General features: G+C 44.7%; 19 protein-coding genes. 16 read left to right on the top strand and 3 right to left on the bottom strand.

Features of this window, described 5'->3' with window-relative positions:
- The first annotated feature begins 11 nt into the window (after positions 1 to 11).
- On the top strand, positions 12 to 503 hold the full coding sequence (locus tag ACHZES_RS10610; protein ID WP_395548019.1) for a YcxB family protein: 492 nt from the start codon (positions 12 to 14) through the stop codon (positions 501 to 503).
- Here the strand turns inward: ACHZES_RS10610 and sdaAA are convergent.
- The 3 genes from sdaAA to ACHZES_RS10595 are packed head-to-tail and all read right to left on the bottom strand — an operon-like array spanning position 498 to position 2,897.
- Positions 498 to 1,394 (bottom strand): L-serine ammonia-lyase, iron-sulfur-dependent, subunit alpha, encoded by an 897-nt coding sequence (gene sdaAA, locus ACHZES_RS10605; RefSeq protein ID WP_395548020.1) that lies wholly within the window; start codon positions 1,392 to 1,394, stop codon positions 498 to 500. The genes ACHZES_RS10610 and sdaAA overlap by 6 nt on opposite strands.
- A 9-nt stretch (positions 1,395 to 1,403) precedes the next feature.
- Positions 1,404 to 2,060: an L-serine ammonia-lyase, iron-sulfur-dependent subunit beta gene (gene sdaAB, locus ACHZES_RS10600; RefSeq protein ID WP_038281018.1), complete on the bottom strand. Its 657-nt coding sequence runs from the start codon at positions 2,058 to 2,060 to the stop codon at positions 1,404 to 1,406.
- 39 nt (positions 2,061 to 2,099) lie between these two features.
- The gene (locus ACHZES_RS10595) at positions 2,100 to 2,897 is read right to left on the bottom strand and encodes a histidinol-phosphatase HisJ family protein (protein ID WP_038281016.1); all 798 of its coding nucleotides are present in this window, start codon (positions 2,895 to 2,897) and stop codon (positions 2,100 to 2,102) included.
- A 197-nt stretch (positions 2,898 to 3,094) separates the two neighbouring features.
- Here ACHZES_RS10595 and ACHZES_RS10590 point away from each other — a divergent pair, with 197 nt between their 5' ends.
- From ACHZES_RS10590 to ACHZES_RS10520, 15 genes are all read left to right on the top strand, one after another.
- Positions 3,095 to 5,797 (top strand): GH36-type glycosyl hydrolase domain-containing protein, encoded by a 2,703-nt coding sequence (locus tag ACHZES_RS10590; RefSeq protein ID WP_395548021.1) that lies wholly within the window; start codon positions 3,095 to 3,097, stop codon positions 5,795 to 5,797.
- A gap of 61 nt (positions 5,798 to 5,858) precedes the next feature.
- Complete coding sequence (locus tag ACHZES_RS10585; RefSeq protein WP_395548022.1) at positions 5,859 to 6,263, top strand: hypothetical protein; 405 nt, start codon at positions 5,859 to 5,861, stop codon at positions 6,261 to 6,263.
- A gap of 58 nt (positions 6,264 to 6,321) precedes the next feature.
- Complete coding sequence (locus ACHZES_RS10580) at positions 6,322 to 8,061, top strand: sensor histidine kinase (protein ID WP_395548023.1); 1,740 nt, start codon at positions 6,322 to 6,324, stop codon at positions 8,059 to 8,061.
- A complete protein-coding gene (locus ACHZES_RS10575) occupies positions 8,033 to 9,601 on the top strand; it encodes a response regulator (protein ID WP_395548024.1) in 1,569 nt (522 codons plus the stop codon). The genes ACHZES_RS10580 and ACHZES_RS10575 overlap by 29 nt, the downstream gene beginning before the upstream one ends.
- 104 nt (positions 9,602 to 9,705) lie before the next feature.
- Positions 9,706 to 11,031, top strand: coding sequence for an ABC transporter substrate-binding protein (locus tag ACHZES_RS10570; RefSeq protein ID WP_395548025.1), 1,326 nt, complete (start codon positions 9,706 to 9,708; stop codon positions 11,029 to 11,031).
- Between the two features lie 73 nt (positions 11,032 to 11,104).
- Positions 11,105 to 11,998, top strand: a complete 894-nt coding sequence (locus tag ACHZES_RS10565) for a carbohydrate ABC transporter permease (protein ID WP_038281007.1) — start codon at positions 11,105 to 11,107, stop codon at positions 11,996 to 11,998.
- A 16-nt stretch (positions 11,999 to 12,014) separates the two neighbouring features.
- Positions 12,015 to 12,836 (top strand): carbohydrate ABC transporter permease, encoded by an 822-nt coding sequence (locus ACHZES_RS10560; RefSeq protein ID WP_038281005.1) that lies wholly within the window; start codon positions 12,015 to 12,017, stop codon positions 12,834 to 12,836.
- A gap of 7 nt (positions 12,837 to 12,843) precedes the next feature.
- The gene (locus ACHZES_RS10555) at positions 12,844 to 15,960 is read left to right on the top strand and encodes a hypothetical protein (RefSeq protein WP_395548026.1); all 3,117 of its coding nucleotides are present in this window, start codon (positions 12,844 to 12,846) and stop codon (positions 15,958 to 15,960) included.
- Between the two features lie 234 nt (positions 15,961 to 16,194).
- A complete protein-coding gene (locus ACHZES_RS10550) occupies positions 16,195 to 17,865 on the top strand; it encodes a Na/Pi cotransporter family protein (RefSeq protein ID WP_038281002.1) in 1,671 nt (556 codons plus the stop codon).
- 120 nt (positions 17,866 to 17,985) lie between these two features.
- Positions 17,986 to 19,017, top strand: coding sequence for a type I glyceraldehyde-3-phosphate dehydrogenase (gene gap / locus ACHZES_RS10545; RefSeq protein ID WP_038281001.1), 1,032 nt, complete (start codon positions 17,986 to 17,988; stop codon positions 19,015 to 19,017).
- 167 nt (positions 19,018 to 19,184) lie between these two features.
- A complete protein-coding gene (locus tag ACHZES_RS10540; RefSeq protein ID WP_395548027.1) occupies positions 19,185 to 20,396 on the top strand; it encodes a phosphoglycerate kinase in 1,212 nt (403 codons plus the stop codon).
- Positions 20,397 to 20,419: 23 nt separating this feature from the next.
- Positions 20,420 to 21,172, top strand: coding sequence for a triose-phosphate isomerase (gene tpiA, locus ACHZES_RS10535; protein WP_038280997.1), 753 nt, complete (start codon positions 20,420 to 20,422; stop codon positions 21,170 to 21,172).
- A gap of 205 nt (positions 21,173 to 21,377) precedes the next feature.
- Positions 21,378 to 22,916 carry a 2,3-bisphosphoglycerate-independent phosphoglycerate mutase gene (gene gpmI / locus ACHZES_RS10530; protein WP_395548028.1) on the top strand — a complete coding sequence of 513 codons (1,539 nt, stop codon included), beginning with the start codon at positions 21,378 to 21,380 and terminating at the stop codon, positions 22,914 to 22,916.
- A gap of 167 nt (positions 22,917 to 23,083) precedes the next feature.
- The gene (locus ACHZES_RS10525) at positions 23,084 to 24,331 is read left to right on the top strand and encodes a hypothetical protein (RefSeq protein ID WP_038280992.1); all 1,248 of its coding nucleotides are present in this window, start codon (positions 23,084 to 23,086) and stop codon (positions 24,329 to 24,331) included.
- An 8-nt stretch (positions 24,332 to 24,339) separates the two neighbouring features.
- Positions 24,340 to 26,118 (top strand): ABC transporter ATP-binding protein, encoded by a 1,779-nt coding sequence (locus tag ACHZES_RS10520; protein WP_038280991.1) that lies wholly within the window; start codon positions 24,340 to 24,342, stop codon positions 26,116 to 26,118.
- Positions 26,119 to 26,174: the final 56 nt, after the last annotated feature.

The following is a 26,174-nucleotide window of genomic DNA, read 5'->3' as shown; positions in this document are numbered from 1 at the left end:
GGAGGAATGAAATGAAATACGAATATACGTATCGGAATACGGCTGCAGATATCTGGCAGCTGTCCATGTATTATATTTATGGTTCTCTGGTTGGAGTATGCAATATCATTTTTACCACTGCGGTTTTTGTTCTGGGAATTGTCAGATGGAATTCATCAGGTCTTTTTTTCAGATTCGGTGTCATACTGGGTTTCTGCCTGTTTCCTTTGATTCAGCCTGTTTTAATTTACTGGAAGGCAAGGAAGCAGGCGGCAGTCATTAATCGGGATACTAAAGTGAGCTTTGATGATTGGGGGATCCATATAAAGCAGGGAGAGAAGTGTTCGGAGATCAAATGGGAAAAAATCAAGAGAATTGCAAAGAAACCCAATATGATCTTGATTTTTTCCGATTCCACCCATGGATTTGTACTGACGACCAGGGTTTTAAAAGAAGAAAAAGATGAGTTTTATGCCTATGTTGTCTCAAAAATCAAGACAGGCGGTAAGCGTACGGCTTCATGAAGAAGCGGAATCTGTTCCAAAGATCTGCTTGCGCAGGCGACAGCCGGTAGGGGTTGCGGCCAGGCCTCCCTCTGAAGTTTCCTTTAAGGCGGTAGACATGAGGTCGCCCACCTGCTTCATAGCAAGGATTACCTCATCTGCAGGAATGGCACTTGTGATACCGGCACATGCAAGCTCTGAGGCAGTAAAGGCATTGGCAACTCCCATAGCATTGCGTTTAATACAGGGAACCTCAACCAGCCCTGCCACCGGGTCGCATACAAGGCCCATAGTATTTTTAAGGGCAATGGCGCAGCTGTCGGAAACCATCTGGGGCGTTCCGCCAAAGATTTCCGTGAGTGCAGCAGCAGCCATAGCGGACGCTGAACCCACTTCGGCCTGGCACCCGCCCTCAGCTCCTGCGATGCTGGCGCATTTGGCTATGACCATGCCAATGGCTGATGCGGTAAACAGGGACATGATAATATCATGCTTTGGTAAGTCAAATTCCTCCAATACGGAAATGAGGGCTGACGGTATGACGCCGCAGGAGCCTGCCGTAGGTGCTGCAACGATCTGTCCCATGCAGGAATTGTATTCCGTTACCGCCAGAGCCATGCTTATGGCATTGCCAAGGAGATGACCGTAATGGTTTTTTCCTTCGTCCACTGCTTTTTTTAGTTTGGCAGCGGCGCCTCCGGAAAGTCCGCTGGAAGAACGGAGAGTCTCATCCATACCGTTTAAGACAGATTGCCTCATGACCTCAAAACTGTTTTCCATGGTTGAATAGACGGTTTCCTTTGTGGTCTCCATATCTTCAGCCTGCTGCTCTAGCACGATTTCCGATATTTTTTTATTGGAAGATGAAGCAGCAGCCACAAGCTCTTCCACAGAATTATATTTTAACTGCATAGGTTCCTCCTATAATTTCAATAAAATTGTATTGTATACATGAGGGATGGTTTGGATTTGGGAGACTAAAGACTGGTCAAAATCGGAGTCCATCTCAATGGTCATAATGGCAAGTCCGCGTTTTTCCTGCCTGTTTAAGCGGAAATTGCAGATATTGGCATTGCCCACGGCCACCAGGTTCGTAACGTGGGCGATAATGCCGGGAATATCCTGATGCATAACAATCAGGGTGGTATTTTGCCCGGTAAAATAAACTTCCATATCATTTACCTTATTTATGACGATATTGCCGCCTCCCACGGATGCTCCCTGGACGGAGATGGTGCTGCCCTGATCAGAGGTCAAGGTGACCAGCGCTGTGTTTGGGTGAGCATTTTCTATAGTGCCGGTGCGGATTGTGACGGATATCCCTTGTTCTTTTGCCGTTTCAAGGCTTGTACGGATTCCCGGGTCCCAGGGGTCCAGTTTTAGGATTCCTCCTACAATGGCTTTATCTGTACCATGACCTTTGTAGGTTTTCGCAAAGGAGCCGTGAAACAGGATATCTGCCTTAGCCACAGGTGCGCCTAAAAGCAGGGCAGCTGTTTTACCGATTCGGGCAGCTCCGGCCGTATGGGAGCTGGAAGGCCCGATCATAACAGGGCCGATAATATCAAATACATTCATGGCAATTCTCCAATTTCAAGTATTATTTCTCTTATCTGTTTACAAGGGTTTGAATTCGGGTTTCCGTCCCCGGAACTCCGTATAATAAGAAAATCCGCATTGTTTAAGAAGTTCTCCCGCTGTCTGAAAATCTGCTCCTAAATCTTCTGTTATATGGGCGTCGGAACCGATGGTTATGATCTCCCCGCCTAATTCTTTATAGCGCTTTATAATAGCAGCACAGGGGTTTGGCTGTCCGATTCCTTTTCGGAAACCGGCTGTGTTGCATTCAATTCCTTTTCCCCGCTCTATAATTGCTCTTAAAATGTCATCTAGAATATCCCGGTATGCTTCGTAGCTGTAATAGCGAGCCTTATTCGGGCCATAACGGACGATGTAGTCGATATGGCCGGCTACGTCATAGTTGTCTATATTTTTCACATTATCCAGTGTAGCCTGGAAATACTGAAGATATGCTTCCTGTTCCTTTCTTCCTTCAAAAAATACGGGATAAGCAGGATCCTTTCTGTTAATAAAGTGAGTGGAGCCGATGACGAAGTCAAAGGGATAGCTTGATAGCAATTCCCTGTAGTATTCTGTTAAATGAGTCTGAAGACCCAGCTCGATTCCTATGCGAAGGTCAATCCGGTCTTTGTATTCTTCCCTTAAAGCAGACATCGCTTCAAAATACTGATCCGTCTGAAGCGTAAAATCGATGATAGAGTCCACGTCATAATCATGGTGGTCTGTAACACAGAGGGAGGTCATTCCAAGGTTTATGGCCTGCTCTAAATGATCCCGCATTGGGGTGTCGGAGTCTCCTGAAAAATTTGTATGAAAATGATAATCTGGCAGCATGGGTTTCTCCTTTCAAAAATTAAATTCATTATAATCAATCCCAGGGAGAAAAGCAACGCAGAGAAACGGAGTTTTTAACGAAACGAATTTGATAAAGTAAAAAAAATCACCTTTTCAGCAAAATAATTAAATTTAGTAATCCATCCACCTGGGATATACTTTAAGAAAACTACCGGTATGAAAGGATGGAATTTGGGATGAAATATGAGTTTAAAGGAAATCAGGGTGATTTTTATGTGGAAAATCCGGATCTGACCAGCTATTTATATTTTCCCCTGGCAAATGAGTCCGGGGTAATGAGCTGTGTATCTCCTGATCTGGGAGGGGACAGCAAGATGGATCAGAATTCCTTTTTCATGCCTCCAGTCAGCTGTGAAAGTTTACATAACGACAAATCCTCCAGAAATGTATGGTGCAGGATTGATGGAACGGCATTATGGTCTCTTACCGGCCGTTCTTCCTGGCAGCAGGCCCAGCTTTTTTCTGAGAACAAGGAGCCGGTGGCTGTGGAAGCGGGCTTCATGCATCATAAGGTAACCAGATCTTCAAAACAGCTGGGTATAAAAGGGGTAATTAAGAGCCTTGTTCCGGCCACCGGGGAGAAGGTGGAACTGATGAAAATCCAGATAGAAAATATCTCGGAAGAAAATAAATGTCTTCAGGTAGTCACAGCCATTCCTCTCTATGCCCGTTCTGCGGATAATATCAGGGACCACCGGCATGTGACATCTCTTCTCCATAGAATTAAGACGAAGTCTTCCGGAGTCATCGTGACCCCCACTATGACCTTTGATGAACGGGGTCATAAGAGGAACCACCGGTCTTACGGTGTATTTGGAGGAAATGAATCCCAGCGCCCTGTAGGATATTACCCTGTTTTAGAGGACTTTACAGGAGAAGGCGGCAATCTTGAAAATCCAAAAGCTTTATATGAAATCCCTTTAAAGCCTCAGGGGATGGATTATGAGACAGGCGGCTATGAAGCTCTGGGAGGACTTTGCTTTCAAGAATGCAGGATAGGGCCGAAGGAAAAGATAACCTATTTTGTGGCTATGGGATATGGAAATTCAGAAGAAGAACTGATACATAGCTGTGAGCAGTTTCTAAATGAAAGAGCATTTGACAGTTCCTGGGAACAGACGAAAGAATATTGGAACCAAAAGGTCAATGTGAGGTTTCGCACAGGTAACTCTGTTTTCGACCGTTGGATGCGCTGGGTAAGCTTTCAGCCCATGCTTCGAAGAATTTATGGCTGTTCCTTTTTACCCCATCATGACTATGGAAAAGGCGGAAGAGGTTGGAGAGATTTATGGCAGGACTGTCTGGCATTGCTGATGATGGACTCGTCGGGGGTCCGCCAGATGCTTATTGATAATTTTGGCGGGGTACGAATGGATGGGACCAATGCCACAATCATTGGAAGCGGGCAGGGAGAGTTTATTGCGGATAGAAACAACATTACAAGGGTCTGGATGGACCATGGGGTATGGCCCTTTCTGACCACGGAATTATATATCCACCAGACCGGAGATCTTGGGATCCTGCTGGAAAACAACAGCTATTTTAAGGATATGCAAATCTGCCGCGGAGAGGATAAGGATCTTAAGTGGACGACAGAAGACGGGGAACGGCAGCGGGCTGACAAGGATCAGATTTATTCAGGAACCATTCTGGAGCATCTGCTGGTTCAGAACCTTACATCCTTTTATGATGTAGGAGAGCACAACCATATCAGGATCAGGGGCGCGGACTGGAATGATGCCCTGGACTTAGCTTCCCAAAGAGGAGAGAGCGTAGCCTTTTCCTGTATGTATGGGTATAACCTAAAGGGGCTTGCCGATTTCCTGGAAGAGATGAAAGTGCAGGGAGTGGAGGAATTTGAAGTTGCGGAAGAAGTAAGGCAGCTGATGGCAGGGGACAGGACAGTTTATGATGACATAAGGAAGAAGCAGGAAGTACTTGCCCGTTATTGCAGAGACTGCTCCCATTCTATTTCAGGAAAAAAGGAAATTATAAAAGGAGAGGAATTACAGGCTGATTTGCGGGCAAAGGCTTCCTGGATCTATGATCATATACGGGAAACGGAATGGGTCACTTCAAGGGAAGGGTTTGGCTGGTATAACGGATACTACGACAATTCCGGAAATAAAGTGGAGGGTGAAACAGGAGCAGGGGTTCGCATGATGCTCACCAGTCAGGTATTTTCCCTCATGTCGGGAGTTGCGACAGACCGGCAGGTCAAAGAGATTGTGAAGGCTTCCGATGCCCACCTGTACAGAAAGGAAATCGGAGGATACCGCTTAAATACGGATTTCCATGAGGTAAAAATGGATTTAGGCAGGATGTTTGGGTTTGCTTATGGGCACAAGGAAAACGGGGCCGTATTCTCCCACATGTCCACCATGTTCGGGAATGCCTTATACCGGCGTAACGCTTCAAAGGAAGGATATCATGCCCTTATGTCCTTATTTGACCATTGCTGCGATTCCGAAAAGAGCAGGATATATCCGGGAATTCCTGAGTACGTGGATGCTGGGGGAAGAGGAATGTATCACTATCTGACAGGAGCCGCCAGCTGGTATCTGGTTACGGTTGTCACTGAGATGTTTGGAATCAGAGGGCATTATGGGAGCCTGGTTTTTAAACCCCAGCTGTTAAAGGAACAATTTGACAATCAGCATGAGGCTTCGGTTTCTCTCATATTTGCCGGAAAAAACCTAAAGGTCATTTATAGAAATCCTCGGAATTTGGACCCGGATGCCTATGGGATTACCGGTATTTCTTTAAATGGGGTTCCCTGCCGGATTGGTGGGGATTGGAGCATTAAGAGAGAAGAACTATTAAATCTGCCGGATCAGGAGCTCCATATCATCACGGTCGATTTGAATTTAGAAATATAGTCAGTGTTCAGAGCTGAGTATGAAAACGGTTGGGAATATTTGCTTTATTTAGGAGGAAAGAATGGAAAGAGAATTGATTGATATTATAAAGATTTCGAGGGAGGGATATACCCCTCTTGTGGATTATCAGACATGGAGAGTGGCGGTGCTTAAGTTTTGTGATGACGTAAGAGCGAACCGTCTTAACTCCATGCAGAGGCACCTGGAAACAGATGAGGTATTTGTATTGCTGGAAGGCAGCTGCGTCCTGATCTCAGGCGGGAATGGGGAACGGCCTGAAGTGGTGGAATGTGTGAAAATGGAGAAAAACCAGCTTTATAATGTAAAAAAAGGCGTCTGGCACACCCATGCCCTGGATGAGGAAGGGAGCGTCCTTATTATAGAGAATCAGGATACCTGCGATAAGAATTCCCCTACTGAGCTTTTAAACAGGGAGCAGATTGAGGCAATCCGAACTTTCTTTTGACATCCCCTGCCAAACTCGCTAGAATAAGGGTGAAAAATCATATGAGTGGGAGGTTGCTATGGCTGGTCTGATGGATGCTTGGAAAAATATGAGGATTAAGACAAAGATCCTGATTATGTATTTAACGGTCGTATTATTATCCTTTGTAATCACCTTTTCGGTCATATCTGTCATTAATACCTCCTACACGAAAAGAGAAATTATGGGAGCAGGTACTCAGACGGTCAGCGCCCTTAAGGGAAATTTGTCCCTGATTTTTGATAATGTGACCCAGTTCTCAAACCTGATCTACTTTGACAGAAATGTTCAAGAGGCGTTAAGAAATGTGGATAACAGGGCCATTGATCCGTCTATTCAGAGAACCATCAAGCAGAGTCTGGTGAATATGATCTTGTCAGGGGAATACATCTCCAGCGTTCTGATTATGGATTCTTATCATAATGTGTACAGCTCTTATAAAAAAACACCCAAGGGCATATACGGAGAAAAGATTCTGGAGTCTGAGTGGTACCGGCACTTAAGTGAGCACAGGGGAAACGGTTTTTTTATGAAAGGCAGTGAGGGGGTTATTGAATTTTATGGAGACACCCCTTATATTACCTACATCCGGGAGATCCGGGATGAAAATACATATAAACCGTTGGCCATCCTGCTGGTTACGGTCAATGAGGAAACAATACGCAATTACTTTAATGGGGTCAGCAATTCCAGTGACAGTGACTTTTATATTCTGGGCGATGAGGGCGAATACATTGTGGCCCCTGGGAATCCCGGACAGCGGACCGGTGAAAACCGACTGGTGATCACCCAGGACATCGGCATAGAAAACTGGAAGCTGGCCGGATCTTTTCAGCTGGATAACATGACCGCTATGGCGCCCTATTATTCCACGATCATCCTGTTGATCATGTGTATGAATGTTGCTTTTGTCTTTGTCTGCTCGGTCATGCTCACCCGTTTTATCTTCCATCCCTTATTAAAGGTGGAAAAGCATATGATGCTGGTGGAAAAGGGCCAGTTTGATGAAATGGAGGTGGACCGGCAGAAAAACGAAATCAATAATCTGAAGCGTGTATTTAATCATATGGCAAGATCCATTAAAAGCCTGATCCAAAAGGTAAAAGAAGAAGAGCAGATCATTGCAAAGGTGGAACTGGATTTGCTCCAGGCTCAGATTAATCCCCATTTTCTATACAATACCCTTGATGCGGTATCCGCTCTTGCTCTCATGCGGGATTATGACAATTGCTTTAAAATGACCCAGGCCCTGGGAAGCTTTTACAGGAACAGCTTAAACAGCGGATTGGATTTTATTACGGTTAAGGATGAAATAAGTTGTATACAAAGCTACTTAACCATCTTAAATATCCGCTATGACAATGAAATAAAGGTAGAGGTGGACGTGGAAGAAGAGGTTAAGGATTGCAGGATATTAAAGCTGCTGTTACAGCCTTTGGTGGAGAATGCCGTTCACCATGGAATTAAGCCCAGGGAAGGAAAAGGAACTATTTCCATCAAGGCCTTTTCCGATGAGGATGAAATTATTTTTCTGGTGTCTGATGACGGGGTGGGCATGAGCGAGGAAAAGATCGAAGAAATCATGGAAGGAAAGACCGTGACCGGTAAGTCGGGATTCGGCCTTTATAACTTAAAACAGCGGATTACCCTCTATCATGGGATCAGGCAGCCGGTCCTTATTCACAGTGAGATTGGAAATGGAACGGAAATAGCAGTAAGAGTAAAGCGTATGGAAGCAAAGGGGTTGGAACATGGAGATCAAGGTACTGATTGTGGATGATGAAAAACTGGAACGGGTGCTGATCAAACGAGGATTTCCTTGGGAAGATTATGGTTTTTCAGTCATTGGGGAGGTTTCCTCTGGTACGGAAGCATTGGAATTTATAAAATACAGAAAGCCGGAATTGGTTTTAACTGATATCAATATGCCCCATATGGATGGTCTGGAGCTTGCGGAACATATTTCAGCATTGGATGAGAGCATTCATGTAATTATGATTACAGGATACCGGGAGTTTGAATATGCAAGGCGGGCGGTAAAGCTGGGGGTAGAAGATTTTCTTTTAAAACCCATTGATATGAATGAGCTGATGGAAATCGCTCTTAAGATCAGGGGGAAAATCATAAAAGAAAAGGCCCGGCGCAAAGAGGTGGAGATGTTAAAGCAGAGCGTTTCCGCCGATCAGGACATTATAATGGAAAGTTTTTTTCAACGGCTGGTGGAAAAGCGTACCAGTGAGGAGGAAGCGGAGAAAAAGCTTCTTGCCTATGACTGCGAAGCGATGCTAAAAGGGTGCTGCTGCTTAAATATTCATTTAAAAGAGGAACGGTCAGGGGAGGCAGACGGAAGCCTTCATAAAAGGGCCATGGAACTCCTAGGCAGGGATCCCATTGACGGAACCATATCTTTTCTTCACTACATGAAAAATATAATCTTGTTTTGTACGGTCAGGCGACTAAAGGACAGCGGGGAAATTGCACGGCAAATCCATCAAAGGCTTAAGGAGAACCATATGGTTTCCACCATTGGCATCAGCCGCAGCCATGAGGGCTATGAGGGAATTGCAGAGGCTTTTGCCGAGTCGGAACATGCCCTTAGTGCATCGGTGCTTTTAGGGGATAACCGGATCATCACATACGAAGAATACATGCATATTATGGAAAAAAATCCGGATAAGCTGGCCTTTGACTGGGAGGACTTCCTTTTTTCCCTGACCAATGGAATTTCCGACAGGGTGTCTGCCGCAATCGAGGATTATGTGGAAGTAGTCAGGAATTCAAGGGTAACGGAAGTGGAATATTTAAGGCTTACGGTTATGGATTTAATGTCTAAGGCCGGAAGTACCCTTAATAAGTATGGGGTCAGCTTGGAACAGCTTATAGGAGAAGACCGTCTGTATGAATCCATACAATCCATTCAGACCGTGGAGGAGTGCCGTCCGTTTCTGGAAGAATCCATCCATATGATACTGAACTATCATAACAGCAAGAAAGCAAAGCAGGGAAATAAGGTGGTAAACGAGGCGCTGGAATATATCGATAAAAACTTTTGTGATCCTGCGCTTTCTCTTAAAACCGTAGCTTCGGCAGTCTTTTCCAATGAAAGCTACTTAAGCAGGGTGTTTAAAAAAGAGGCAGGTCAGAGCCTTATTGAATATGTTCTGAAAAAAAGGATTGAAGAAGGGATCCGCCTTCTTAATACAACGGATTTTAAGGTATACGAAATAGCAGAAAAGGTAGGATTTAGGGATTCCCATTACTTTGGCATCTGCTTTAAAAAGCATGTGGGAGTGACTGTTAAGGAATATAAGCAAAGGTAGTAAAATTTCTAACCTTTTGGGTCAAAATATTAAATTGAGTTAAAAAAGGAGTTTCGGTATACTGATATCAGAAGGAAACAAAGAAAACCCAGGAGGAGATTGAGATGAAAAAAAGTTTATTAAAAAGAGTTTCAGCCGTGGCATTGGCTTTAACCCTGACAGCAGGTATGACAGGCTGTGGAAGCAAAGGCAGTGCTGCTCCAACAAACGCCGGCAGTTCGGGGGAGGGAAAGACGGAAAAGACCGTATTAAATGTCTGGCACCAATGGTCCAACGATACCAATGAATTAAAGAAAAAGTATGACGAGGCGGTTGCCGCTTACTTAGCGGAAAATCCCAATGTGGAAATCAACACGCAGACCCTGGATACGGAGGCTTATAAAACTAAGATTTCCGCAGAGTTTGCTGGAGATGCAAAGGGAATTGATGTGTTCTATTACTGGGGGGCAGGGACCGCAAGAAAGATGATCAATGCGGATAAACTTCTTCCGTTGGATTCCTATCTCACAGACGAGATCAGGGGAAAACTTTTAGAGGGGTCCACGGCAGCTTTTGAATACAATGGAAAAACCTATTCTCTTCCTTCCTTTTCCTGGTATATGACCTTATACTGCAATAAGGCATTATTTGATCAGGCAGGAGCAGAGTTACCCGATACATACGACAAGCTGGTAGCCGCAGTTGAAAAGCTGAAGGCTCTTGACGGGGTAACCCCTCTGGCTTCTGGCGCAAAAGATGGCTGGAATGCAGCATTTATCTATCAGGCGCTGGCACTAAGAACCGTAGGGGCAGAGGGAATCAACAAGATGCTTACCGGTCAGGCTCCCTTTGAAGGAGAAGGCTATGCAGAAGCGGCTGATAAGGTCCAGGAATTATACAAGATGGGCGCATTTGGAGCCAATCCTCTGGAACAGGGCAATGATGATGCCAATGCAGCCTTTGGAACCGGAAGGGCGGCCATGAGACTTATGGGAAGCTGGTTTGCGAACGGCATTTATACAGATAAAGCCGTTACCATCAATCCGGAGGATGTGGTGGCAATGAAAATCCCCATGATTACCGGCAAAGGAAATGAAACCGATTATTGCGGCGGATTCGTAGAATCCTTCTGGGTGAATAAGAGCACGAAGAATCCGGATGAGGCTGCTAAATTTGCAATCTACATAAATGAGAAGATGGGTGAAGCTGCTTATGAGTCAGGCACTGGTTTCAGCGGCTGGAAAACTGAGGTAGATGAAAAGGGCTTAAATCCTCTTTTCGTACAGATCAAGGATCTCCTTTTTCAAGGAAAGACCTCAGTCCTTGCATGGGATACCTCTCTTGATGCAGAACCGGCCACCATTCACAATGAACAGGTGCAGACCCTGTTCGCTCCAGGCGCCGATACGGGTGAATTTATAAAGGAACATGAAGCAGCTATCAATAAGTAAGTAAGAGCAAAGGGGGTATCGCTTACAGAACCGGGCGATACCCATTTTTTGCCCAAAGTAGAGGAGACTGATTATGAATAACATGTTGGGGAAAAAGAGATTTGTGGCCTGCTTTGTGCTGCCTGCGCTCATCCTGTTTATCAGCTTTAGTATGATCCCCCTCTTTATTTCCGGAGCCTACAGCCTTTTCCAGTACGATGGCATGGGGGAAATGAAGTTCATCGGACTTGTGAATTATATTAGGCTGTTTGCGGAGGATCGCCACTTTGTGAAGGCTGTTTTAAATTCCTTTCTTTTAGTGGGTGCCTCCTTACTCATTCAGCTTCCCATCTCCCTTTTACTGGCGATGGTTCTGGCTAGGGGGGTAAAAGGAGAAAAGTTCTTTCGCACCGTTTACTTTTTGCCGGTGGTCATTTCCAGTATGGTAATCGGTCAGCTTTGGATGAAGATGTTTAACAGCGAATATGGTCTTCTAAACCATTTAATCCGCGCTCTGGGAGCCTCTGATTTCAGCTATTCCTGGCTTTCCAATCCCAAAACAGCATTTCTTTCCACTTTGATTCCTGCGGTGTGGCAGTATATCGGTTACCACATGCTGATTTTTTATGCTGGGATCAAATCCATTTCCCAGGATTATTATGAGGCAGCTCAAATCGATGGTGCCAGTAAGTGGCAGGTGAATACAAAGATTACACTGCCTCTCCTGGCTCCGGTTATCAAGACCTGTGTCATATTCTCCATTACCGGTTCTCTAAGGGCCTTTGATCTTATTTATGTCATGACCGGAGGCGGTCCGAACCATGCCAGTGAAGTACCTGCAACCCTGATGTACAACAATTTATTCCGTAGGGGCCTATATGGGTATGGAAGCGCACAGGCTTTTTTCATTGTGGTGGAATGCCTGTTGTTCACCTTTATTGTAAGTAAGTTATTTAAAAAAGCGGAAGAAAATGCATCAGCCATATAGATGAGGAGGCGGTCCTATGAAGATGAAAAAAAAGATAAAGTTTTTGCTGCTGTGCCTCATTGCACTGACTCAGCTCTTTCCATTATATTGGCTTTTTACCTTTTCCTTAAAAAGCAATGGGGAGATATTTGGAGATAACCCCATCGGGCTTCCCCAGGTCTGGAGATGGGAAAATTACGGGAATGCATTTACCCAGACAAACCTGATCCGGTACTTTTTAAACTCCGTATTCTATTCCATGGCAACTGTGGCCGTTGCAGGAATTTTATCTGCCATGGCTGCTTATGCAATAGCCAGAATGAAATGGAAGCTTAAATCCCTGGTATTTGGAATTTTCGCATTGGGAATTATGATTCCGGCCCAGGCTGCCTTGCTGCCCTTATTTCAGGTCCTTGATAAAACCGGATTAAAAGGCGGATATTTAGGGCTTCTCATTCCTTATATTGCGGGAGCCCTTCCCATGAGCATTATGATATTAATCGGATTTTACAAAAGCATTCCCATAGAAATAGAAGAGGCAGCCTGTATTGATGGCTGCGGGATTTTCCGGTGCTTTGCAACCATTATACTTCCCATCATCAAGCCGGCGATTGCCACCGCCTCTATTTTTACTTTTTTAGGGACCTGGAATGAGCTGATGTTAGCTAATACCTTTGTGGACAGCGACCGGTACCGGACCTTGCCTGTAGGAATCATGTCCTTTGCAGGTCAATATTCCACTGATTGGGGGTTAATCGGAGCGGGCATGGTCATTGCAACCCTGCCTACCATTGTCATTTATTTTATTCTGAGCAATCAGATCCAGGATAGCTTGGTTGCAGGTGCGGTGAAAGGATGATAAGAATATGTTTGATTCAAGAGGAAGATTTATAATAGAAGATTATAATCAGAAACCGGCATTTTCCAGCTTCCTTCCAGGAATCAGCGGAATTTACGGCATCCCTCTCTGGTGCTTCTATACAAACCGGGGCCAGGCAGTTGTAAGCTTTGGCGTAGAAAATAAGAATCATTCCATTATGGAATTTTATCCGGCCCATCAGGCTTACCAGCTTGTAAGGAACATGGGGTTTCGCACCTTTATAAAAACTGGGAATGAGGTATATGAACCATTTCGCCTGGATTCCGTGAAAACTCGTATGTATGTGGGTATGAATGAACTGGAGCTGGAAGAAATCAACGAGGAAAAAGGTCTAAAAACCAATGTCCTGTATTATACCCTTCCCGATGAAGCGGTTGCCGGCCTGGTGAGAAGGGTGACCATACAAAACATCTCCAAACAGAAGCTAGACCTACAGATACTGGATGGAATGCCTGGAGTCATCCCCTATGGAATTGAATTAAAAGAAATGAAGGAAATGGCCCAGACCATGAAAGCCTGGATGCAGGTGGAGGATGTGGAGAAGAGGATGCCTTATTACCGGGTGCGGTACAGCACAGGGGATTCGGCAGTTGTTTCTAGGGTGGAAGAAGGTAATTTTATACTTTCCTTATCAGAATCCGGCCGGCTGTTACCCATTATTGCAGATCCTGAGCTTGTGTTTGAACATGATACGGCATTGGAACATCCTGTGGGCCTGATCCAACACAGTCTTGATGAGCTGCTGCAAAAAAAGCAGATCACTCAAAATATTGTGCCTTCCGGTTTTTCCTGTCTGACCAGGGTCTTGTCTGCCGGGGAGACTGTGGGCTGGAACAGTGTGGCAGGTCAGGCTTCAACTAAGAAAATATTATCCGATTATGGGGAATGCACCTTGGACAGAAGTTATTTCGAGGAGAAATACAAAAAGGCGGCAGAAAAAACACGGGAACTGGGAAGCTTCATCCGCACGAAAACCTCTGATCCGGTGTTTGATGCCTATTGCGAACAAACCTATGTTGATAACGTGCTGCGGGGCGGGTTTCCAATAAAAACAGGGAAGGATTCTGTTTTTTACGTGTATTCCAGAAAGCATGGGGATATGGAGCGGGATTACAATGATTTTTCCATGATTCCGGAGTACTTTACTCAGGGAAATGGTAATTTCAGAGATGTAAACCAAAACCGGAGAAGCGATGTTTTATTTACACCTTATGTGAAAGACCATAACATCAAGCTGTTTTACAATCTGCTGCAGCTTGATGGGTATAATCCCCTGGTAGTGCGCCAGGTTACTTATCAAGCTGTCCGTGCGGATAAGATTCTTAAGGTTGTGGAACAGGGAGGCAAAAGCCTTATGGAAGAATTTTTCCGGAAGGAGTTTTCGCCGGGGAGCTTGTTTGCCTTTCTGGAACACCACTCCATCTCCTTAGAATGCAGCAGGGAGGAATTCTTAAGTACGGTGGTGGAGCACAGCAGTCTTACATTCCACGCAGATTTTGGTGAAGGATACTGGACCGATCACTGGACATATCATCTTGATTTGATTGAAGCTTATCTTTCCGTTTATCCTGAAATGGAAGAGCACCTGCTGTTTACTGATAAAAGCTACACGTATTACGAATCGAGAGCGGTTGTGAGGCCGCGCCATGAACGTTATGTGCAGACGGAACGGGGAATCAGGCAGTACCATGCTCTTTGTGAGGACCGGAAAAAGGAAGCTTTAAAGGATACTGTATACACTGATTATGGAAAAGGAACCATTTATGCCACAAACCTGATGACAAAGCTTGTGGTGGTGGCTGCCAATAAAACCGCTTCTCTGGATATGTCAGGCTTAGGGATAGAAATGGAGGCGGGAAAGCCGGGCTGGTATGATGCCTTAAATGGGCTGCCAGGACTTTTAGGCTCCTCTATGCCGGAAACCTTTGAGCTGTACCGATTGCTGAAATTTATAGAAAGCGCCCTGGAGCGGTATGGAGAAGGGGTTACGGTACCGGCCGAGTTATATGATTTTATCAAAGGTCTGGATAAAACCTTTGCTTCCTATGAAAAAAAGTCTAAGAGCAGGCTGTGGGTATGGAATGAGTGCAATGGTTATAAGGAGCACTACAGGGAGATTACGGCAAAAGGCGTCCGGGGTGATGAGATAACCATGTCCGGGCGGGAATTTTGCAGTATTCTAGGTAAGTGGATTTCTTATGTGGAAGACGGCATACAATCAGCCTGTAAGAAAGATGGAGGGATTCCCACCTATTATATTCATCAGCTTGACAGCTATGAAATGGCTGGAACTCATATCATTCCTGAAAACTTGCAGGTCATTGCGCTTCCTCTGTTCCTGGAAGGGTTTGTCCGGTATATGAAACTGCCGGTACCCAGGGAAGAAAAATTATCCTTGTACCATAAGGTTAAGGAGACCGGATTATATGATACAAAATTAAAGATGTACAAGGTCAATGAATCTATGGACAATGCATCCTTTGAGATCGGAAGAGCAAAAGCATTTTCACCCGGCTGGCTGGAAAATGAGTCCATTTGGCTTCACATGGAATATAAATATCTTCTGGAATTACTTAAATCAAAATTATATGACGAATTCTTCCGGGATTTCCACAATGCCTGCATTCCGTTTTTGGATGAGGAGGTATACGGAAGAAGCTTGCTGGAGAACTCCTCTTTTCTTGTAAGCAGTGCAAATGCCGATGATAAGCTTCATGGAAGAGGCTTTGTGGCAAGACTGAGCGGTTCCACGGCTGAATTCCTGCAGATGTGGCAGATTATGATGTTTGGAGAAAAGCCCTTTTTCATGGAAGGAGGTCAGCTATGCTGCTTTTTTGAGCCTGCGATTCCTGGGTATCTTATACCGGAGGATAAAACCGTTGAAGCCAGCTTTTTAGGAAAAACAAAGATCGTCTATCATTTTTTTGAAAAACGGGATATGATACCCGGCTCCTACCGCATTGAACGGATGGAACTGGAATACCTTGATGGGCAGAGAAAGGAGATAAAAAAAGCAGGACTTTTTGGAACTGAAGCTTTGAAATTAAGAGATGGAAAAGTGAAATCTCTTGTTATAAAGATGGGAGAAAAAAACGGGATCTAAATCCTGTGAATTTCTCTCCGGCAAGAGCCGTCCGCAGATTTTCAATCAGCAGGGCGGTCTTTTTGCTGAAAATAAGTGCTGATTTTACCTAAACTTCACCAAAATTTTACATAATTTTTAAAAAACATTGAAAAAGCAATTCTGCCTATGCTATATTTTAAACGGTGCGTCTACCGGTGAGAGGTGGAAAGCACTGGAATAAAACCATAATTAGTGTTTATAAGGAGGTAACACATGTCTATAAATGACATATCGAGTCTGTTTGGGTTTTTAGGGGGGCTGGGAATGTTCCTGTATGGCATGAACACCATGGCAGATGGCATGCAGAAGAGTGCAGGAAGCAGGATGAGCCGGTTTTTGGGAATGCTTACAAACAATCGTTTCCTGGCGGTACTCCTGGGAGCACTGATAACGGCTATCATCCAGAGCAGCGGAGCGACCACGGTCATGGTAGTCGGCTTTGTAAGCGCAGGAGTGCTTAATCTGACTCAGGCAGTCGGCGTTATCATGGGAGCGAACATTGGTACCACGATTACGGCCTGGATTGTATCCATGAATCAGCTGGGAGATGCGTTTTCCATAATGCAGCCTTCCTTTTGGGCTCCTCTTTTTATCGGAATCGGAGCGGTACTTCTGTTGTTCGGTAAAAAGCAGAGGATGAAAACCATAGGGGAGATCCTGGTGGGACTTGGCATGCTGTTTGTTGGCCTGGATTTTATGTCAGGAGCAATTTCTCCTTATACTGATGCCCCTATTTTTTCTGAGGCATTCCGTATTTTAGGAAAAAATCCATTGCTTGGCATGCTGATCGGTGCCATTGTTACGGCTCTTCTTCAAAGCTCCTCCGCATCGGTAGGTATCCTGCAGACCCTTGCCATGAATGGTGTGGTTACCACCAATGCCGCTATTTTTATAACACTTGGGCAGAACATCGGTTCCTGCGTAACAGCCCTTATTTCCAGTATCGGCGGCACCAGGACTGCAAAGCGGGCGGCAGTGATCCATTTGTCTTTTAATGTGATGGGAGCAATTATATTTGGCATTGGTTCTTTCATCCTTTTTGCAGCCTCTCCGGTTCTGGCGGCCCATAACATAACTGCAGTACAGATTTCCATATTCCATACCTTCTTTAACCTGACCAATACACTCCTCCTGTTCCCCTTTGCCAAACAGCTGGTGGACTTATCAGGAGTTGTCATTCCGGAAGGAAGAAACGATGATGGTGAGATAGCCGGAGAAGAAGCTGTGACCATGAAACATCTGGATGAGAGGATCTTTGAATCCCCGGCTTTCGCTGTGGAAACTGCCTCCATGGAGGTGGTACATATGGGGCAGATCACTTTAGAAAATGTGAAGCTGGCCATGGATGCGGTTCTCACGAAAAATGCGGATAAAGTAAAAGAAGTGTATAAAACAGAAAAGACGATTAATAATATGGAAAAGATGTTGATGGAATATCTGGTCAAAATCAACAATCTGTCCTTAACAGAGGAACAAAAATTGGTAATCAACAACTTATTTTACAGCATCAATGATATTGAACGGGTAGGAGATCACGCAGAAAACCTGGCGGAGCAGGCGGATTATATGATTCAGCATGAAATCAGTTTCTCCGGAACCGGTGCTTCTGATCTGGAGGTTATCTGTCAAACGGCTTACAAATCCTTTTTCCATTCCATAGAGGCCAGGAGAAAAGGGGATATGGAAGATGTCCGTAAAGTGAGCAAATGTGAGGATGAAGTAGACCTTCTTGAAGAGGAACTTCGGGAAAAGCATATTGAACGACTTTCCTCAGGCGGGTGCAAACCATCGGCAGGTGTTGTATTCCTGGAGCTTATCAGTAATCTGGAACGTATTTCCGACCATTCCTACAATCTGGCCAGCTATGTGAAAAGTGAGATTTAAGCAGGCCGGGATTAAAATTAAAAAAGGACTTGCTATTTAGTGGAATATTAGGTAAAATAAAGGGTAGTTGATTAATATTTAACAATCAAATTTAATTTTATTCTTAGGAGGAATTGAATTATGGCAGTAAAAGTGGCGATTAATGGTTTCGGCCGTATTGGCCGTCTTGCATTCAGACAGATGTTTGGCGCAGAGGGCTATGAAGTAGTAGCTATTAACGATTTAACAGATCCAAAGATGTTAGCACATTTATTAAAATATGATACTGCACAGGGCGGATACGCTGGATACTATGGTGAGGGTATTCACACTGTAGAAGCTTCCGAGGACTCCATTACTGTAGATGGAAAGACAATTAAAATCTATGCTCAGGCAAAAGCTGCTGAACTTCCATGGGGAGAGATCGGCGTTGATGTAGTTCTTGAGTGTACAGGTTTCTATTGCGCTAAGGACAAAGCTCAGGCTCATATTGATGCAGGCGCTAAGAAGGTTGTTATCTCCGCTCCGGCTGGAAACGATCTTCCTACAATCGTTTACAGCGTAAACGAGAATGTATTAACAGCAGATGACAAGATCATCTCCGCTGCTTCCTGTACAACTAACTGCCTGGCTCCTATGGCTAAGACTCTTAACGATTATGCTCCGATCCAGTCCGGTATCATGAGCACAATCCATGCTTACACAGGCGATCAGATGATCCTTGACGGACCTCACAGAAAAGGTGATTTAAGAAGAGCAAGAGCAGGCGCTGCCAACATCGTTCCTAACTCCACCGGTGCTGCAAAAGCAATCGGTCTGGTTATTCCGGAATTAAACGGCAAGTTAATCGGTTCCGCTCAGCGTGTTCCGGTTCCAACAGGCTCCACTACCATCTTAACAGCAGTTGTTAAGGGTGCAGACGTAACCAAGGAAGGCATTAATGCAGCTATGAAGGCAGCAGCAAGCGATTCCTTCGGATACAATACAGATGAAATCGTTTCCTCTGATGTTGTTGGTATGAGATTTGGTTCTTTATTCGATGCTACTCAGACCATGGTTTCCAAGATTGGCGATGATTTATATCAGGTTCAGGTTGTTTCATGGTATGACAACGAGAACTCCTATACAAGCCAGATGGTTCGTACAATTAAGTACTTTGCTGAATTAGGCTAATGATCCACAAAGGGTCCGGTCGTTATGGACCGGGCCTTTTATTTTTATAAATCTTTGAAGATATAGTAAAATAGGAAACACCTTACAGGTGTCCCTTTACACCCTATAAAACGGGGTGGGCTCTGCCCAGAAAACATGGGCAAAAAATAGGAAAGGAGCATTGAAATATGCTTAATAAGAAAACAGTTGATGATTTAACCGGATTACAGGGAAAGAAAGTTTTAGTGAGATGTGATTTTAACGTGCCGTTAAAGGATGGAGTGATTCAGAACTTTAACCGTATTGACGGAGCCGTTCCTACAATTAAGAAATTATTAGATCAGGGCGCAAGAGTAATTCTTTGCTCCCATTTAGGAAAACCGAAGGGCGAGCCTCTTCCGGAGATGTCTTTAGAGCCGGTTGCTCCAGCTTTAAGTGAAAGACTTGGAGTAGAAGTGAAATTTGTAAACGATCCAAAGGTTACAGGTCCTGAGACCAGAAAGATCGCTGAAGAATTAAAGGATGGAGAAGTTCTGCTGCTTCAGAACACCCGTTACAGAGTGGAAGAGACAAAGTACGGTAAGGATGATAGCGCAGATGAATATGCAAAAGAGCTGGCTTCCCTTTGCGACGGCATTTTCGTAAATGATGCATTCGGTACCGCTCACAGAGCTCACTGCTCCAATGTAGGTGTTACCAAATACACAACAACCAACGTAGTTGGTTATCTGATGGAAAAGGAAATCAAATTCCTGGGCCAGGCAGTTGAGAATCCAGTACGTCCTTTCGTGGCAATCCTGGGTGGAGCAAAGGTTTCCGATAAGATCAACGTAATCAATAACCTGCTTGATAAGGTTGATACTCTGATCATCGGCGGCGGTATGGCTTATACCTTTGCAAAGGCTCAGGGCAAGGAGATCGGAAATTCCTTATGTGAGGAAGATAAGCTTGACTATGCCTTAGAGATGATTAAAAAGGCAGAGGCTAAGGGCGTAAAACTGCTGCTTCCTGTAGATAACTTAGAAGGCAAGGAGTTTTCTAATGATACAGAAAGAAAGGTAGTAAGCGAGATCGATCCAGGCTGGTCAGGATTTGATATCGGACCAAAATCCATTGAACTTTTCAAGGATGCCTTAAAGGGCGCCAAGACTGTTGTTTGGAACGGACCGATGGGCGTATTTGAATTCTCTAATTTTGCTGAAGGCACTTTAGAGGTATGCCGTGCAGTTGCAGAGCTTTCTGATGCTACTACGGTAATCGGAGGCGGTGACTCCGTAAATGCGGTTAAGAGACTTGGTTTTGCAGACAAGATGACCCATATCTCTACAGGCGGAGGAGCTTCCTTAGAATTCTTAGAAGGCAAGGAACTGCCAGGTGTTGCTGCAGCAGATAATAAATAAGAAATTAAAGGAAGGTTGATACTATGTCCAGAAAGAAAATTATTGCAGGTAACTGGAAGATGAATATGACTCCAACCGAAGCGGTTGAGTTGGTGAATACATTAAAGCCTCTGGTGGCAAATGATGAGGTGGACGTTATTTTCTGTGTTCCGGCTATTGACATAATGCCAGCTATGGAGGCTGCAAAGGGAACCAATATCCACATCGGTGCTGAAAATATGTACTATGAGGATAAAGGGGCCTACACCGGAGAGATTTCTCCTGCCATGTTAAAAGATGCAGGGGTAAAATACGTGGTAATCGGCCATTCCGAAAGAAGAGAATACTTTGCGGAAACCGATGAAACTGTGAACAAAAAGGTTCTTAAGGCCTTTGAATACGGCATTACTCCTATCGTTTGCTGCGGAGAAACACTTACTCAGAGAGAGCAGGGAATCACTCTTGACTGGATTCGCCAGCAGATTAAGATCGCTTTCTTAAATGTACCGGCAGAGAATGCAGCCAATGCGGTAATCGCTTATGAGCCAATCTGGGCGATCGGTACCGGAAAGGTAGCGACAACCGAGCAGGCACAGGAAGTTTGCGGCGCGATCCGCGAATGCATCGCTGAAATCTATGACGAAGCAACCGCAGAAGCCATTCGCATCCAGTATGGCGGTTCTGTATCTGCAGCAAGTGCACCGGAACTATTTGCACAGCCTGATATTGACGGTGGTCTGGTTGGCGGAGCATCTTTAAAACCGGAGTTTGGAAAGATCGTAAATTACAACAAATAAGCGGGTAAAAGCTGCTGCCCCTTCCTTTAACGGTAGGGGAGGGCAGCTTTTTCCACATAGTAAAGGCAGATCCCGGAGACTGATTATTATTTCATCATTCACCGGTTGCAAGAAATAGGCAAATCATGTAAAATATATACTGTGAGACAATGATTTCGATGCTTCTATTACAATAGAACAAAGAAGAGAATAAGGAGAACTAGTTATGAGCAGAAAACCGATTGTATTAATGATACTTGATGGTTATGGATTAAATGATAACTGCGACCATAACGCTGTCTGTGAAGGCAAAACCCCGATCATGGATCAGCTTATGAGCCAGTGCCCATTTGTTAAAGGAAATGCCAGCGGACTGGCCGTCGGCCTTCCTGATGGACAGATGGGAAACTCAGAAGTAGGACATTTAAATATGGGCGCAGGCCGTATTGTATATCAGGAGCTGACCAGGATTACAAAGTCTATAGAAGACGGTGACTTTTTTGAAGTGGCGGAATTTTTACAGGCAGTGGAAAACTGTAAGAAATCCGGTTCAGCCCTTCATATGTGGGGCTTGGTATCCGATGGCGGAGTTCACAGCCACAACACCCATATTTACGGCCTTTTAGAGCTGGCAAAGAGAAACGGCCTTGACAAGGTCTATGTTCATTGCTTCCTGGATGGACGTGATACGCCTCCGGCTTCCGGAAAGAGCTTCGTGGAAGCGTTGGAAGCAAAGATGAAGGAAATCGGTACAGGAAAAGTGGCATCAGTCATGGGCCGTTACTATGCTATGGACAGGGATAACCGTTGGGACCGTGTGGAACGCGCATACAATGCCATGACAAAGGGAGAAGGAAACCATGTGGAATCGGCAACAGCCGGAATCCAGGCTTCCTATGACAAAGGGGTTCATGATGAGTTTGTAGAGCCTTTTGTTGTGACAGAGGATGGAAAACCATTAGCTACGGTGAAGGACGGCGATTCCGTGATCTTCTTTAACTTCCGTCCTGACAGGGCAAGAGAAATAACGAGAGCATTCTGTGATGATGAATTTAAGGGATTTCCAAGAGAAAAACGCCTGAACCTGACCTATGTATGCTTTACGGATTACGATGAAACCATTAAAAACAAACTGGTTGCTTTCAAAAAAGAAGCCATTTTAAATACCTTTGGCGAATTTTTGGCTCAGAACAACATGACTCAGGCAAGAATCGCTGAAACTGAAAAGTATGCCCATGTAACCTTTTTCTTTAACGGCGGAGTGGAAGATCCGAATAAGGGAGAGGATCGGATCCTGGTTCCTTCTCCTAAGGTTGCCACCTATGACTTACAGCCTGAGATGAGCGCTCCTATTGTATGCGATAAGCTGGTAGAGGCGATCAAATCCAGAAAATATGATGTGATCATTATAAACTTTGCAAACCCGGATATGGTTGGCCATACAGGAATCGAAGGCGCAGCTATTAAAGCAATTGAAACGGTTGACGCTTGTGTAGGAAGAACTGTGGAGGCGATCAAGGAAACAGATGGAATTATGTTCATCTGCGCTGATCATGGAAATGCAGAACAGCTTTTGGATTATGAGACAGGAGAACCATTTACCGCTCATACCACCAATCCGGTTCCGTTTATCCTGGTAAATGCTGACCCGGCATATAAGTTAAGAGAAGGCGGCTGCCTGGCTGATATCGCTCCTACTCTGATTGAACTGATGGGATTAAAGCAGCCAAAAGAGATGACAGGTAAATCATTACTCGTAAAATAAGTTAACGATGCTAAAAATAAGGGCTTTCCAGCGGCATGCTGGACAGCCCTCATTTTTGTATATGGATGAATCCACAGGAAAATTAAATTTGTCCTTATTTTTTTTATGCTTCCATTTCTAATGAAAATAAGATAGAATAGAGAAAGATATCTTAGGAAGGGTTTCAGATGAGTATTCGAATCAGATTTTCTTTGGAGCCAAAGAAAAAAATATTTTCAGGAATAGACTGGAATGGCCAGTCAGCGGAAGGTATGGCAAAAAAGCTGGCAAAGGAAATGGGGTACCGCTGTTTTCGGATCGAAGGATTTATGATTGTGCAGCTATGCCAGGAAGGCTATGTCTGGTTTAAGTGGAGCAAGAGCAAGCTTCAAGGAGAGAGCCAGACGAATATTGCCGGCCCTGGTTTCCATGCGGCAGCTATCGATTTTCTGGAGCGGCTGGCAAAAAAAGAAAAGCTAAGGCTAAAGGTCGAGGACAGGACAGGATATTATATTAAGAGGGACTTTCTTGCCATGAGGCAAAAGTACTTTTACCAGTGGTTTTCCGATCTTATGAAGCTGGTATCCGGATGGAGCGGGGATGGGGAATACATGTTTTGCTGGCCTGCGGTCTATTATATACCGGACCGTCAGGAGGGAAAACTGGTCACCCATATTCGGTCATTTTCTTTTAAAGAGATAAAAGGGATGATGCATTCTGGTATAGGCGTCGCATTTGCCAGGGATTTTTTTGTATGGAATGAATTGGAGAGGGATGCTTATTATTACAGAAACAGCGCCATGGTTTTGCTTCACCAATTCTGTTATTTCATGCCTTCAGTCCGCAGCAGGCAGGATGAGCAGGTGAACCAGCAGATCATCCAGTTCCTGGAGACAACGCTTTCCATGGACCGCAGGCTTCCCTTCCCCAAGAAGGAATATCTGGAGGTATGCAGCCTTGCCGGCCATGTTCCTGTGAATCTGGAAGGAGTTACACCCTTTTCAGAGGAGGTTTCCATTGGATGCAGGAAGCACCTGGTTTACCGAAAGATCGGCAATATGAGCTTCGGGATACCGGGAAATTTTCTTTATGATGAGTCAAATAGCGGCAGCATGGATCACTACTATGACGGGAAAGGGTATGGTGGCCATGATTATTATGTCTACGCCGCAGTTTTTGAAGGACGTAAGGCCGAGTTTAAGAAGCAGTGGTTTGAGCAGGGGAAAAGTCCGGAAATCGAGGATTTTGACATAGAAAAGGCCAAAGCACGGGTGGCTTTTTATGAACCGGAAGAGAAGGACGGGGAAATTCTTTATGTGATGTCCGCACAGGTACTTTACAAGGAGCAGCGCATGAACATTAATATTGTAAGCAGAAAGCCTGGAGAAAGGGATTGGGCTTTGGGGCTTATTAAAAATATTAAGATTACAGAGTAGAGGATTATATGAAACAAAATGAGATGAAAACGGGCACATTGTTAAAACGCTTTGTGCCCTACTATAAAAAATATACGAAAGTCATGGTCATGGATTTATTCTGTGCCTCACTTACCACCATCTGTGAGATGGTATTGCCTTTGATCTTACGTTATATTACCAATCAGGGATTAAGAGACGTAACAACCCTTACGATTCGTACGATCATCGGGATCGGTGCCCTTTATTTTGGTCTCAGGATCATAGATGGATTGGCCAGCTTCTATATGGCTTACACTGGCCATGTTATGGGAGCGGCGATTGAGACTGATATGAGACAGGATGCATTTGAACATTTGCAGAAGCTGTCGGATAACTATTTTAACAATACAAAGGTTGGGCAGATCATGTCCCGGATCACCAGCGACTTATTTGACGTGACGGAATTTGCCCACCACTGCCCGGAGGAATTTTTCATTGCATTCTTAAAGACGGTGGTATCCTTTATTATACTTGCAGGGATCAATCTCCCTCTGACGCTTATTATCTTCCTGCTGATTCCGGTTATGGGGATATCCTGTACCTACTTTAACTTACAGGTGAAAAATGCGTTTAAACATCAAAGAAATCACATTGGTGAGCTGAATGCCAGGATTGAGGACAGCCTTTTAGGAAACCGGGTAGTCCGGGCGTTTGCCAATGAAAAAATCGAGATTGAAAAGTTCAACCGGGATAATCTGGCATTTTTAGAGATTAAACGAAAAACCTATAAATACATGGCTGCTTTCCAGAATACCATTCGGATGTTTGACGGTCTGATGTATGTGGTGGTTATCGTTGCAGGCGGCATATTCATGATTAAAGGACTGATCGAGCCCGGGGATCTGGTGGCTTACACCTTATATGTGACCACTCTGCTTGCCACAATCCGCAGGATCATTGAATTTGCAGAACAGTTCCAGAGAGGAATAACTGGAGTCGAACGTTTTATGGAGTTAATGGATGCCAACGTAGACATCTTTGATGAAGAAGGAGCGAAGCCGCTTTGCGATGTAAAAGGAAATATCACCTTTCATCATGTATCCTTTGAATACCCGGATGACCATAATCCGGTGCTGAGCAGTATAAACCTTGATATCAAAAAGGGAGAAAAGGTGGCCCTTGTCGGCCCTTCCGGAGGCGGCAAGACAACGTTATGCAACTTAATCCCCCGCTTCTATGATCCGACGGAAGGTGAGATCCTCATTGACGGCCAGGATATCAGGAACGTGACCTTAGAGAGTTTAAGAAGCACTGTAGGCGTGGTGCAGCAGGATGTATATCTGTTCTCAGGAACGGTTTTTGAAAATATTGAATATGGTCACCCCGGAGCTTCCAAGGAGGAAGTGATCCAGGCAGCAAAGCTGGCCGGAGCTCACGAATTCATTACAGGGCTTAAGGACGGCTACGATACTTATGTGGGAGAGCGGGGCGTAAAGCTTTCAGGAGGACAAAAGCAGCGCATCAGCATTGCCAGAGTATTTCTTAAAAATCCTCAGGTGCTGATCCTTGATGAAGCCACTTCTGCTCTTGATAACGAGAGCGAACATCTGGTTTCTCAGTCCCTGGAACGTCTGGCAGTAGGCCGCACCACACTGACCATTGCCCACCGCTTAACTACGATCCAGAATGCGGATCGGATCCTGGTGCTGTCCGACAGCAATATTGTGGAAGAGGGAAATCATGAGGAGCTGCTTTTAAAGCGGGGAATGTACTATCAGCTTTATACGTCTGCGGATGAAGAAGGACAGGCTGCCCTTACAAGGTAGTCAAATACCATGCAGCAGACTACGGACAGCATTCGCCCGATGCATAAATACAAGCA

The sequence above is a fragment of the Lacrimispora sanguinis genome (assembly GCF_044987295.1).
Lineage (GTDB): Bacteria > Bacillota > Clostridia > Lachnospirales > Lachnospiraceae > Lacrimispora > Lacrimispora celerecrescens_B.
This window is presented reverse-complemented; position numbering and strand designations above follow the sequence as displayed.